The sequence below is a fragment of the Novosphingobium aquae genome (genome assembly GCF_037572715.1).
GTDB lineage: Bacteria > Pseudomonadota > Alphaproteobacteria > Sphingomonadales > Sphingomonadaceae > Novosphingobium > Novosphingobium aquae.
In genome coordinates this window covers 1-11,914 of sequence record NZ_JBBHJY010000014.1, presented here as the reverse complement: position 1 = coordinate 11,914, position 11,914 = coordinate 1, and the positions used below count along the sequence as shown (strand labels likewise).

Below are 11,914 nucleotides of genomic sequence, written 5' to 3'. Positions count from 1 at the left end.
GCTGGTCGAGGCTCTTCGCGTGCTGCAGATCGACGATCACCGGGTCAACACCATCGGCTTTCGCCTGATCACCGCAAACGCGCCGTTCTGCGATGAGCGCCGCCCGGCGACCGGGCTGTTGCTCGCCGACATGGCCACCTATCGCGATCCGCAGGCCATCCGCGCCGCACTGGGCCTGAAGGGCGATTTTGCCGTTCAGGCCGTTGCTCCGGGATCGCCCGCTGCCGAGGCCGGCATCGTGGCCGGACCTGAGGTTTTCACCATCGATGGCAACCCGCCCGCCTCGCTCGCCAGCTTTACGCCCGGCGGCACGGGGCGGCTCAATGCACTGCACGAACGGATCGAAAGCGCCGTTGAAGGCGCGCGCGAAGTCCGCCTGCGCCTGACGGACCGCACCGCGGCGGTACGCGGAGTGGCCGCCTGCCATGTCCATTTCGAACTGACCACCGACGGCAAGGGCGCGCAGGCGGGTGACGGGTTGGTGCTGGTCAGCCGCGCGATGCTCGCCGAAACACGCTCGGACGACGAGGCGGCTTTCGTGATCGCGCATGAAACCGCGCATATCGTCCTCGGCCATCAGGCGCGGCGCAATGCGGCGGGCAAGGCGCGCGCCGTGCTGCTCGAAACCGAGCGAGAGGCAGACCGGATTGCCGTGTGGCTGATGGCCAATGCCGGCTATGATCCCGCCGCCGCGCCAGCCTTCATGCGGCGTTACGGGGCGAAGGGACTGGCATCGCTGTTTCCCGGGCCGCACCATGATCGCGCAAGTGTGCGGGCGCGAACGGTAGAGGCGGAAATCGCCGCGTTCAGAGCGGCTCCGGCAGGCGGACCCAAGGACTGGCGCGCGGCGCTTACTCCCCGTCCGCAAGACTCGAATAAATCCCGCTGAGCGGCCGCGCCATCACCCGCCGCAGCATCGGTTCGAAGAAGCTCAGCGGCGCGGTGTCATGGGCCGGGTCGAAGGCGGCCTGATCGTACTTCTCGCAAAACTCGGCGCAGGCCGCGAAATGCGGATGGCCATGCAGCCGGTCGCGCAGGTTACGGTCCCAGCCAAGGTGATGGAAGAAGTAATAGCCCTGGAACACGCCGTGCTGTTCGCAGATCCAGCGCAGTTCTTCGGACACGAAGGGCTTGATCATGGCCGCGGCGATGTCGGGATGGTTGAAGGTGCCCAGCGTATCGCCGATGTCGTGGAGCAGGGACATGACGACATAGCCCTCGTCCCGCCCATCACGATGCGCGCGGGTTGCGGTCTGCAGGCAGTGCTGAAGCCGGTCGATCGGAAAGCCGCCATGATCGCCGTCAAGCAGCATCAGGTGCGCCATGACCCGGTCGGGCAGCGACTTGCCGAAGGTCATCATCTCGCCCGCGATGATCGCCCAGTCTTCCCGAGTGCCTTCGGTCAAGGCCGTGAATTGCGCTCGCGCGCCGCCATCATCGTGCATTGATGCTCTCCTGCGCCTCACCCGTTTCCCGGCGCGAAAGCTAGCGGCATTCGCGATCTTGGCAAGCGCAAGGCGAATAGGCAGGCGAGCGGTGTGCCGGATGGTGCATTGCGGCGCCCGCAGGATTCCCTTGGCGGCAAAATCGCATTAGGAAGCAGGCATGACGAGCCTGACCGTGAACGGCCGCCCGCTGGCTTTCCAGATGGACCCGCAGACCCCGCTGCTGTGGGCGCTGCGCGATGGCGCGAACCTCACGGGCGCCAAATATGCCTGCGGCGAGGGCTTCTGCGGAGCCTGTAATGTGCTCATCGATGGCGAAGTGCGCGCATCGTGCACTCTCACCCTTGGCGAGGCCGAGGGGCTCACCGTGACGACAATCGAGGGGCTGCCCGCCGATGGTTCGCACCCGATGCAGCAGGGCATGCTGCTCGAAGGCGCGATCCAGTGTGGGTTCTGCACACCGGGTATCGTCATGGCCGGCGCAGCATTGCTTTCCCGCAACGCCGATCCGGGAGAGGCGGAAATTCGCGAGGCGCTGACCAATCTGTGCCCCTGCGGAACCTATCCCCGCCTCGTCCGCGCGGTGCAGCGCGCCGGGCGAATTGCGCGCGGGGTGGAGGCCGCCCCGAAGACCGGCCCCGTCCCCGCGCTCAAGTCCGTTTAGAACTTCAGGCGCGCGGTCATTCGGGCGTTGAGCGGCTTGCCCGTGGCGATGTTGTTGTCGGTGTGGGCGCTGGGATAGTAACCGGCGTCGGTCAGGTTCTCGACGTTGAACTGCACGGCGAAGCGGTCGGTCACGTCGAAGAACACCGCGGCATCGATGCGGGTGAAGGCCGGCAGGACCACGGCATTGCTGATCGTCCCGAACTGGCTCGACTGGTGGACCACTCCTAGCCCGAAGCCGATGCTGCTCGACACGTTGTAGCGCGTCCACAGCGAGACCTGATCGCGGGGCAGTTTGTCAAGCTTGCGGCCGGCGGGGGCGGCGGCGGTCGTGGTGCGGATCTCGCCGGTCTGGTGAGCATAGCCAAGGCTGGCCTGCCAGCTGTCGGTGATCTGTCCGGCAAGCGAGGCTTCGAAGCCGCGCACGCGGCTGGCACCGGTCAGCACCGGGTTGCCGGTCAGCGGATCGTTGGCGCGGGTGTTGGTGCGGTCGAGCTGGAACACGGCGGCGGTCAGCGCCAGACCGGGGGTGACGTCCCACTTGGCACCGGCCTCGAGGTTGCGGAACTCTTCCGGCGCCAGTGTCTGCAGGTTCGCCGCCAGCGTGGTGAACTGGTCGCCGGTCTGCGGCAGGAAGCTCTTTGCATAGCTGCCGTAGAGCGAGATATTCGGGCGCGGCTTGAACACAAGGCCCAGGCGCGGTGACCACTTGCCGTCAGTGCGGCCGGTGACAGCGCCGCCGAACAGGTTCGTCGCTTCGATCCGGAAATCATCATAGCGAACCCCGGCGATCAGCTGCAGGTGTTCGCCGATCTCGATCTGATCCTGCACATAGGCGGACAGCGAGCGCACGTCTGACTGGCTGCTGCTGTTGGCGACCCAGGTCGAAGCTGGGACCGCGATGCGCATGGCCAGCGGCACCGAAACGCTCGATGCGCCGCCGAAGCGGCTGTCATCGCGGCTGGCAAGGGTCGACTGGTCGCTCGTCTCGACACCGACGAGCAGCGTGTGCTTGATGCCACCGGTATTGCCGTTCCACACCAGGTTCGCCTGACCGATCCAGTTGTCGCGTGTGGTGCTGCTGCGATAGCCGGAGAGCGAGACTGAAGTGCGCGCGGCGTTGACCGCGCCGGGCAGGATGTTGCCGTAATACTTGTCGTAGGTTGCGTACTGGCCGATCACGTTGAAGCTCAGCCCTTCGCCCAGCTCCTGATCAAGCCGCAATCGGGCGAAGTGCGCGGTCACATCGCTGCGGTTGATGGCGAGGTCGCCGAAAAAGGTATTGTCGAAACCGCTGATCGGCAGGCCGCCGAACGAGGGTACGCCGCGATCGGTGGTGCGGCTGTCCTCGACATATTCATAGGCAAGGCTGAGGCGCGTGGTTTCACCGAGCTTGACGCCGAGCGTGGGGGCGAAGCCGAAGAAGTGGCCGTCATAACCGTCACGGTGATTGGCGAACTCTTCGTAAGTCTCATTGATGCGCAGCGCGACTGCATCGCCCAGCGCCATGTTCGCATCGCCCGATACCGACCAAGCACCAAAGCTGTCGCCACTGCCTGCCATGGCCAACCGGTCCTCGCCGAGGATCGGTGCCTTGGTTACGCGGTTGATTACGCCGCCGCCGCCGCCGCGGCCAAACAGCAGGGCATTGGCGCCCTTGAGCACTTCGACGCGCTCGGTGTTGTAGAGCGGGCGGTAATACTGCGCATCGTCGCGCACGCCGTCGAGGTAGAAGTCGGCGGTTGTCGACTGGCCGCGAATGGTGATCTGGTCGCGGTGGCCCTCGCCCTGGGCCAGCGTGACGCCGGGGACATAACGCAGCGCATCGTTAAGCTGGTCGATGCCCTGATCTTCAAGCTGCGCGCGCGAAATCGTGGTGACCGATTGCGGCGTATCGAGAAGCGGCGTGCCGGTTTTGAGGCTGCTCGCCGAATCGGCCTTATAGCCTTCCTCGCGGTGCCCCTCGACCACGATGGCCGGCGCCTCGCCTTCGCCATAAGCCTCTTCCGCCCACGAAACCTGCGGCATTGCGAGGGCCAGCGCGGCGGTGGAGAGGCGGAACAGGATGGGGGCCGGGAGGGACAAAAGCTTTTCCTTAATGAGAACCATTCGCAATAAATATGCCGCTAATGCGAATCGTTCTCATTGACAAGGATCAAATTGCGAGGGGAATTTATTGCCGCTAGGGCGATGGCAGGAGGCAGCCCGGCGCTGCGGCACGACATGAGGATGCGATGAAGGCGACGATCTGGCACAATCCCAACTGCGGCACCTCGCGCAAGACGCTGGCGATCCTGCAGGAAACCCCGGGCATGGACGTCACCGTCGTCGAATATCTCAAGAACCCGCCATCGGCTGACAAGCTTACCCAGCTTTACCGCGACGCCGGGATTACTCCCGCACAGGGGCTGCGCCTGCGCGGCACCGATGCCGAAGAGCGCGGCCTGCCCAGCGCCAGTGACGCCGAAGTGCTGGCGGCCATGGCTGCCCAGCCAGCCCTGATCGAGCGACCTCTGGTGGAAACCGACAAGGGCGTGCGGCTGTGCCGGCCGCAGGAAAAGGTCCACGAGATCCTGTGAACCCTTTCTAAGCCGGCACGGCCGGTCCCAATTGGCTTGCCAAGCAGAGGCAAATTTGCAAACGCGTCGAACCCTTATGACGCCCCGTTCGGAACTTTCCCCCCTATGACAGGCACTGAGCTTGCCCGCGAAGCACTGCCGCGCCGCATCATGCGCCGCATATCGCGCCTGCTGGGTCCGCGCGGGGTCTTCCTTGAAGGCTTCCTCGAACACCCGGTGATGGTCGGATCGATCATCCCGTCATCGCGCTTCACCATCACCAAGATGCTGGCCCCGGTGAAGTGGGGCGAATGCAAGGTCTTCGTCGAATACGGTCCCGGTGTCGGCACCTTCTGCCGCCCGGTGCTCAGCCGTTTGGCGCGCGATGGCCAGCTGATCGTGATCGACACCAACCCGCTGTTCATCGATTACCTGCGCGCGACGATCTCCGACAGCCGCTTTTCCGCCGTGCTCGGCTCAGCCGCTGACGTAGAGGACATCGTCCGCGCGCACGGACACGACCATGCCGATTACGTACTCTCGGGCCTGCCGTTCTCGACCCTGCCTGACGGGGTCGGCCCGGCCATCGCCTCGGCCACCCACCGCGTGCTGCGGCCCGGCGGCGCGTTCCTGGTCTATCAGTTCACGGCCAAGGCGCGCGACTTCATGGCGAAGCACTTCACCCGCATCGATTCGGGCTTCGAACTGCTGAACGTCCTGCCCTGCTTCCTCTATTGGGGCTGGAAGGACACGCCTGCCGACGAATAAGGGCAGGCGCTCCGGCTTAGCCGCCGGGCTTCAGCTGAACGTATCGTCCAGCGCCGGATCCCTGACCCCGGCAAGCTGGGCATGGACCGCCGCCAGCACGGCACTGGCGATTACGCCCACCACTGCCCCGATTGCGCCGGCCAGCACGCTGGTGAACATCTGCGTTGCCTCACCTGGCTCTCCGCCGCCGGCAATGCCGGTTGCCGCGCCGATAATCACCATCAACAGCACGGTGATCACGACATAGGCGATGAACAGCAGCGCGTAGAACCCCAGCAGCCGGAAAGCATTGCCCTTTGCCAGCCGCCACGACCGCTGCAGTGCGGCGATGGGGTTGAGCGTGTTTTCGACCACGACGACCGGAAAGGTCATCGAAAAGCGCGCTACCACGGTCAGGACCAGCGCGAGGATGGCGATGAAGACCAGCGCCACACCTGCACCGCCCAGAACGGCGCTCAGGATTCCTCCGATGACGCTGATAAGAATAATGCAGAACAACAGCGCGAAATAACCGATCACCGTCGCGGCCAGCGCGGTTGGCAGACAGCGCAGGCCGCGCATGATCGCCTCGCCCACGGTCGGCCGTGACCGGTCGGTCAGCAGCACCAGCACCGAAAGGTAGCCGACAAAGCCGGCGATCATCGACAGCAGGCTGACGATCAGGATCTTGCCCATCTCGGCCTGGAAAATGCCGTTCAAGACTTCGCGTTTGTCCATGTTCTCGAAAATCCGGGCCTGGACATCGCCGAGCAGGAACGAACTTGCCACGCTGGGGACGAGGAAGAACACGCCCGCGATCGGCAGCAGCAGCGATCGGCATGCCTTGACGCCGGCGATTGCCTCTTGCCAGGCGCGGTTGCTGTCGAAATTCATCATTGATCCCCTGCTGGTGCGTGCCCCCTTGATAACCACGGCAAACCCCGGCAGGCAACCGCCATGGCCCGAGGACTCCCCACCGGTATCGAATGGCGCGTCGAAACCGCGCGCATTCCCTATCGCGCCGCGCTTGAGGAAATGGCGGGGCGCAACGCCGCGATTGCCGCTGGCGAGGCGGAGGAACTGGTCTGGTTGCTCGAACATCCGCCGGTCTACACGGCGGGCACCAGCGCGGCGGCGGGCGAACTGCTCGACCCGCGCTTCGAAGTGGTTGAGGCCGGGCGCGGCGGGCGCTACACCTATCACGGGCCGGGGCAACGGGTCGGCTATGTCCTGCTCGATCTGCGCAAGCGCGCGCGCGATGCCCGCGGCTTCGTCCATGCGCTCGAAGGCTGGGTGATCGATACGCTCGGCGATTTCGGCGTTTCTTCATGGCGGGTCGATGGCCGCGTGGGCATCTGGACGCGCGACATCGACGGGTCGGAGGCCAAGATCGGCGCGATCGGCGTGCGCATCCGCAAATGGGTGACGATGCACGGCTTTGCGGTGAATATCGCGCCTGACCTTTCGCATTTCGGGGGCATCGTCCCTTGCGGTATCGGTGATGCCGGGGTCACCAGCCTTGAACGGCTTGGCGTGACGCTTGCCTTCGAGGACTGGGATCGGGCATTGCTCGCCCGCGCCGGGGAATTTCTCGCCCGCCTCAATGTACCTTGCCCGGGGGAAGGACCTGCATGACCAAGCCTATCCTGATCCTTGCCGCAGCCATTGCCATGCTGCCTCTGGCCGCCTGCAACAGCAAGCCCGAGACGCAGGCGCAGGCTGGCGGCGAGATCCTTGAAGGATCGATCAGCGATGCCATGTTGCCGCTCGACACGGCCACCTCGCAGCCGCCGCTCGCGCCGAAGACCGTGACCACCGGCGATAAGGGCGACGCTAAGGACGCGGCGGAGGAAGACAAGGCAGAACCCGCCGCCAAGACCGAAGATCCTGCGCCAAAGGCCCCCGCCGCCGAGCCGGAATAGGTCTTGGCCGAACTGCAATCCCTGCCGCCGCAGCGTAGCTGGCAATGGCGGCACTTCCTCGCCCTGCTGGCCGCAAACGCGGCGCTGGCATTAGGTCCGTGGTGGGTGCGCATGGCGGACAGCGGGCCGGTTTCCGCCGGATTCTGGCGCTGCTTCCTGCCCCTGCCGCTGCTCTTCGCCTTTGCCCGGTTCAGCGGCCAGCCGGTCAGCGGGTTTCCGCGTCGCACGCTGCTGATCGTGCTCGCCGCCGGGCTGTTCTTCGGCGTCGACATCGCCTCGTGGCACATCGGCATCGGCATGACGCGGCTGGGTAACGCTACGCTGTTCGGCAATGCCGGCAGCCTGATCGTGATGATCTGGGGCTTCGTCGCCCTGCGCCGCCGCCCGCACTGGCCCGAAGCGCTGGCCATCCTTGCCGCGATTGCCGGGGCGGCGATCCTGTTCGGGCGCAGTCTGGAGATTTCGACCCGTACGCTGGCCGGCGATCTGTTCAGCCTGTTCGCCGGGGTCTGCTACGCCTTTTACCTGATCCCCCTGCAAACGGCGCGCGGCACGCTGGGCAACTGGTCGCTGCTCGCCTGGTCAAGCCTCGCCAGCACGCCGCTGCTGCTGGTGATTGCGCTGGCGCTAGGCGAGCCGATCTGGCCGACGACATGGTGGCCCGTTATCGGGCTGGCCTTGTCGAGCCAGGTGCTGGGGCAGGGGCTGCTGGTCTATTCGCTGAAGCATTTCCGCCCGCTGGTGATCGGGCTGATGCTGCTGACCCAGCCGGTGATCGGCGTGCTCGCCGGCTGGCTGGCCTTTGGCGAAGCCGTGGGCGGAGTCGATCTGCTGGGCATGGCCTTGGTGGCCAGCGCGCTGGTCATCGCACGGGCGAGCGAGAAGTCCGCCTAATATCTACTGCAGTGTCACGGGCTCGTCGTCGCCATCGCTGTGGCCATAGAACTGCATGAGCTGGATCATCAGTTCGCAGCGCACGGAAATGCTGTCCGCCTCAAGCAGGGCCTGCTTCGATGCTGGGTCGAACGGGGCGATCTGCGACACGCCGTTGATCAGCGACACGTCATCGAGCCGGGCGACCGACTCCCAGTCGACACTATAGCCCTGCGCCTCGGCAAAGCGGCGTGCTTCGCGTTCGAAGCCGGCGCGCTCGATTGAAGCGAGGGCTTCCTCGCAGCGTTCCTCGATCAGTTCGCCCTCGATCTGGCGGAACGGCGTGGTGACATCGAGTTCGCGCACCATGCGAAAGCGGGATTCGCCGACCAAGACCACGTTGAAGCGGCCGTCCTCCAGCGCCTCGACCTCGTCGATCTTGCCGAGGCAGCCGACGGCATAGAGCGGCGCGCCTTCCTCGGCGCGTTGCGGCTGGATCATGCCGATGCGCCGATCGCGCGCCAGCGAATCGGTGATCATCGAGCGATAGCGCGGCTCGAAGATGTGCAGCGGCAAGTGCAGCCCCGGCAGCAGGATCACGCCGGTCAGCGGAAAAATTGAGATGCGGGTTTTGGACACTAGCCGAACAGGACCGTCGAGAGCTTGCGGCGGGTCGCCGAAACCCACGGGTCTTCCAGCCCGATCGCCTCGAAGATCTGCAGCAGCTTGGTTCGGCCTGCGCCTTCGTTCCATTCGCGGTCGGCGGCGATCATGCGCAGTAGCGTCTCCGCCGCCGCATCGCGGTCGCCTGCGGCAAAGGCGGCGCTGGCCCAGGCAAATTGCTTGTCCATGTCTGCCGGAGCCTCCGCCGCGGTGGCGCGCAGCACGGCCAGCTCACTATCCTCGGGCCGGTCGGCGGCGAGTTCGAGCGCGGCCTTGGCCTGCGCAAGCGCCGGATCGCCGGCCATTGCCGGATCGAGCGCCGCAATCACCGCGCGGGCTTCCTCGATCTGGCCGGCCAGAGCCAGCGCGCGGATCAGACCGGCATGGGCGGGAACCGAATCGGGGGCGATCTCGACGATCTGGGAAAAGACACCCGCCGCCCGCTCGCCATCGCCGCTGGCCAGCACGTCCTCGCCCATGGCGATCAGCGGGGCAATGTCCTGCGCCGGCGATCCGCCGCCGGGCTGGATCGGCAACTTTTCAAGCAACTGGTCCAGCATCGCCTTCAATTGCGATTCGCTGCGGGCGTTGGTCAGGTCCGCAACCGGTTGTCCCTGGAACAGGGCATAGACCGTCGGGATCGATTTGACCTGGAACTGGCCGGCGATGAACGGTTCCTCATCGACATTGATCTTGGTCAGCACGACGCCCTTGTCGGCATATTCGGCGCAGACCTTTTCCAGTACCGGTGTAAGCGCCTTGCACGGGCCGCACCATTCGGCCCAGAAATCCAGCACGACCAGACCCGTCATCGATGGTTCGACCACCGCGCTGCGAAAGCGATCGACGGCCTTCTGTTCCTCGATGTTCAGTCCCATGCTCGCCACGCGCAAACTCCTTTTCGACAAGCGCCTTATGTGGGTCCTGCCACGGATTTGTGAAGGCCGGAAGCGCTCCGGCGCCGCGGATTGCACATTCAATGCAGAATCCCCCTTGGCAAGGTCCAAACCCGGTGCTAACCGCGCGCCTCACCCGGACGGCCTAGCCGTTCCAAGGCGCCAGAGCGGGCGTAGCTCAGGGGTAGAGCACAACCTTGCCAAGGTTGGGGTCGAGGGTTCGAATCCCTTCGCCCGCTCCAGTTTTTCCTATAAAACTGAACAGGTTAGGCGGAGCGCAAACGCGCGATTTCTGCTTCCCCGCTCCTTTGGCGTTGCCGGGGAAGCAGGGGGGAAGCAGGAAATCGAATTTCGTGGTGTGTTTTGGCGTCGGCATCCTGCTATTTTGCAGGTCGCTTTGCCAAGCCGCAAGGGCGGATGCGTCCAGTTTTGGGCAAATTCGATTTGATGGCACGGTCGGAATGCCGGCACACCTGTCGGACGTCTTACGCATCGCTCGCCCTACTTTTTTAGGAGTTAGGGCCTCCCGTTATTGCATATTGCAATGACAACGCACTTTGCTTTGCACGTCGCCGAAACCTGCAAAGAAAATCCGGAAAACTTTACACGTTTGGAGAACCGGCTAGGCGATCACCAAGTCATTTGCATGAATGCCTGACCCGTCAAATGGACTCGATATGCGGTGCAAGCACTGACGCCGTCTCCATCAAGCCGTTCGCTTCGAACGATCTCAGCAGGTCCTCAGCCGAAAGTTCGGGTCGCACCAGGCGCAAACGCATGCGATTGATCGCGGCTACAGCTTTACCCTCCTCGAGGGCAATGGTGTCAGCTATGAAGTCATCGGCGCTTCGTGCCTCTATCCCGAGCGGTGCAAGCACCTTCGCAGGAAAATCTGTGAGGTTTTCAGTTACAATTGCCTGAGCCTGCGTCTTGAGTGCGGCCGACAGAACATGTTCGTCTCCCTCATCGGGAAGGCCGAACGACATCGTCTCGAAAAGCTCGAAGTCCTCGACGAGCGCCTCGGGAAAGGCAGCCTTCATATTTGCGATCGAGGCTTTCGCTCTCGTCGTGCCGTCTGGCAATCCTCGTTCGTCGAACAACCGCACCAAGGTCCGTTCAGTTTCTTCGAGGACCTTGCTCGACCAGCGGACCCGAAAGAATTCAGCCTCTGCTAGAGTGAGAAGGAGATTTCGGCGCCAGACGCTCACCAAAGTGCATGCATCGATCAAGGCGGTGTAGCGATTTGCGAACATGAGTATGGGTCAAATCAAGTCGGCATCGTCGCCAATCAGGGCGTCGAGCGCCTTCGAGCGAACTTCATCGCGCTTGGCCTTGTATGCGAATATGTCCTCTGCCCTTATCCTGCGGTGCCGTCCGACAAGAGTATGCGGCATCTCGTTCTGATCGAGCAGCTTTATGAGATGGGGGCGCGAGACATTGAGCAGATCCGCCGCCTGCTGAGTTGTAAGCATCTCCTGAATCGGAACCAGAGTTACGGCATGCCCACTCCCGATGTGCCGAAGCAGTTCGAGAAAGATGTCGGACATTGCCGGCGTGAGAGTGACCTCAACGGGCCTTTTTGTGTCCGGTTCCCGTACGCGGAGTGTCGCCTCGCCAGATTTCTGGGCAGCAAGCAACCGGCGCAATTGATTGGCGATCTGACGGTCGCCAGCCGATGGCATGTGGCCGCCGAACGGCTCTGAATGTGCTGACAGTGTCATGGATGCGGCTTTCGTGGTGGTAGTTTGCATTAGCAAATATTCGAAACAAACGCAACGATCTTCGGTTCCCGTGGCAGTCAATGACGCCGCGAACAACCAGATGAGTGACTTCAAGTTCGGTCGATCTGCATCCACCCCGCTCTCAAAGGCCAATCCGTTGGCCGCCTCAAATCCTCCTTCAATCAACCCGTAAAGGGTCCGCTACGTGTGCCACGTGCGGCCACTGCGGCCTTCTGCCTTCGTGGTGATTGCGGCTTTGTGCCGTCTGTCCGGGGCCTGTCGAGCGGGGATGGTCCCTGCTCCGAGACAGGAGCTCGAACATGTCACTCACCATCGCACAGCGTCACGCCTGGAGCCTCGCCCGCACCCTGATGGTCTGCATCACCCTGTTCCACGCCGGTAACGGCTACGCCGCCGTCCCAACTG

At 64.0% G+C, this 11,914-nt stretch carries 14 protein-coding genes and 1 tRNA gene; 8 read left to right on the top strand and 7 right to left on the bottom strand.

Annotated features, from left to right (window positions below; translation table 11 throughout):
• Window positions 1-19: 19 nt before the first annotated feature.
• Entirely contained in the window at window positions 20-889 is an 870-nt protein-coding gene (locus WG900_RS19530; RefSeq protein ID WP_339969960.1) for a M48 family metalloprotease, read from the top strand.
• Here WG900_RS19530 and WG900_RS19525 read toward each other — a convergent pair.
• The gene (locus tag WG900_RS19525) at window positions 852-1,445 is read right to left on the bottom strand and encodes an HD domain-containing protein (RefSeq protein WP_339969958.1); all 594 of its coding nucleotides are present in this window, start codon (window positions 1,443-1,445) and stop codon (window positions 852-854) included. The genes WG900_RS19530 and WG900_RS19525 overlap by 38 nt on opposite strands.
• Window positions 1,446-1,605: 160 nt before the next feature.
• Between WG900_RS19525 and WG900_RS19520 the strand changes: the two genes are divergently transcribed.
• Window positions 1,606-2,109, top strand: coding sequence for a (2Fe-2S)-binding protein (locus WG900_RS19520; protein WP_339969956.1), 504 nt, complete (start codon window positions 1,606-1,608; stop codon window positions 2,107-2,109).
• On the opposite strand, the gene WG900_RS19515 is transcribed toward WG900_RS19520, so the two are convergent.
• The gene (locus WG900_RS19515) at window positions 2,106-4,193 is read right to left on the bottom strand and encodes a TonB-dependent receptor (protein WP_339969954.1); all 2,088 of its coding nucleotides are present in this window, start codon (window positions 4,191-4,193) and stop codon (window positions 2,106-2,108) included. The genes WG900_RS19520 and WG900_RS19515 overlap by 4 nt on opposite strands.
• Before the next feature lie 149 nt (window positions 4,194-4,342).
• Here WG900_RS19515 and arsC point away from each other — a divergent pair, with 149 nt between their 5' ends.
• The gene (arsC, locus tag WG900_RS19510) at window positions 4,343-4,687 is read left to right on the top strand and encodes an arsenate reductase (glutaredoxin) (protein WP_339969953.1); all 345 of its coding nucleotides are present in this window, start codon (window positions 4,343-4,345) and stop codon (window positions 4,685-4,687) included.
• Between the two features lie 105 nt (window positions 4,688-4,792).
• Entirely contained in the window at window positions 4,793-5,434 is a 642-nt protein-coding gene (locus WG900_RS19505; RefSeq protein ID WP_339969952.1) for a class I SAM-dependent methyltransferase, read from the top strand.
• A gap of 30 nt (window positions 5,435-5,464) precedes the next feature.
• Here the strand turns inward: WG900_RS19505 and WG900_RS19500 are convergent, their stop codons facing one another.
• Window positions 5,465-6,307 (bottom strand): lipoyltransferase, encoded by an 843-nt coding sequence (locus tag WG900_RS19500; RefSeq protein WP_339969951.1) that lies wholly within the window; start codon window positions 6,305-6,307, stop codon window positions 5,465-5,467.
• A gap of 63 nt (window positions 6,308-6,370) precedes the next feature.
• Here WG900_RS19500 and lipB point away from each other — a divergent pair, with 63 nt between their 5' ends.
• From lipB to WG900_RS19485, 3 genes are read left to right on the top strand one after another with little or no spacing between them, the layout of a single operon-like run.
• Complete coding sequence (lipB, locus tag WG900_RS19495; RefSeq protein ID WP_339969949.1) at window positions 6,371-7,048, top strand: lipoyl(octanoyl) transferase LipB; 678 nt, start codon at window positions 6,371-6,373, stop codon at window positions 7,046-7,048.
• Entirely contained in the window at window positions 7,045-7,335 is a 291-nt protein-coding gene (locus WG900_RS19490) for a hypothetical protein (protein ID WP_339969947.1), read from the top strand. The genes lipB and WG900_RS19490 overlap by 4 nt, the downstream gene beginning before the upstream one ends.
• A 3-nt stretch (window positions 7,336-7,338) precedes the next feature.
• Window positions 7,339-8,229: a DMT family transporter gene (locus WG900_RS19485; protein WP_339969945.1), complete on the top strand. Its 891-nt coding sequence runs from the start codon at window positions 7,339-7,341 to the stop codon at window positions 8,227-8,229.
• A gap of 3 nt (window positions 8,230-8,232) precedes the next feature.
• On the opposite strand, the gene WG900_RS19480 is transcribed toward WG900_RS19485, so the two are convergent.
• The gene (locus WG900_RS19480) at window positions 8,233-8,847 is read right to left on the bottom strand and encodes an LON peptidase substrate-binding domain-containing protein (protein WP_339969943.1); all 615 of its coding nucleotides are present in this window, start codon (window positions 8,845-8,847) and stop codon (window positions 8,233-8,235) included.
• A complete protein-coding gene (locus WG900_RS19475) occupies window positions 8,847-9,749 on the bottom strand; it encodes a tetratricopeptide repeat protein (protein WP_339970040.1) in 903 nt (300 codons plus the stop codon). The genes WG900_RS19480 and WG900_RS19475 overlap by 1 nt, the downstream gene beginning before the upstream one ends.
• A gap of 185 nt (window positions 9,750-9,934) precedes the next feature.
• Here WG900_RS19475 and WG900_RS19470 point away from each other — a divergent pair.
• Window positions 9,935-10,009 (top strand) — tRNA-Gly (locus WG900_RS19470).
• Between the two features lie 420 nt (window positions 10,010-10,429).
• Here the strand turns inward: WG900_RS19470 and WG900_RS19465 are convergent.
• A complete protein-coding gene (locus WG900_RS19465; RefSeq protein ID WP_339969941.1) occupies window positions 10,430-11,020 on the bottom strand; it encodes a PIN domain-containing protein in 591 nt (196 codons plus the stop codon).
• A gap of 9 nt (window positions 11,021-11,029) precedes the next feature.
• Window positions 11,030-11,674, bottom strand: a complete 645-nt coding sequence (locus tag WG900_RS19460; RefSeq protein WP_339969939.1) for a helix-turn-helix domain-containing protein — start codon at window positions 11,672-11,674, stop codon at window positions 11,030-11,032.
• Between the last annotated feature and the right edge of the window lie 240 nt (window positions 11,675-11,914).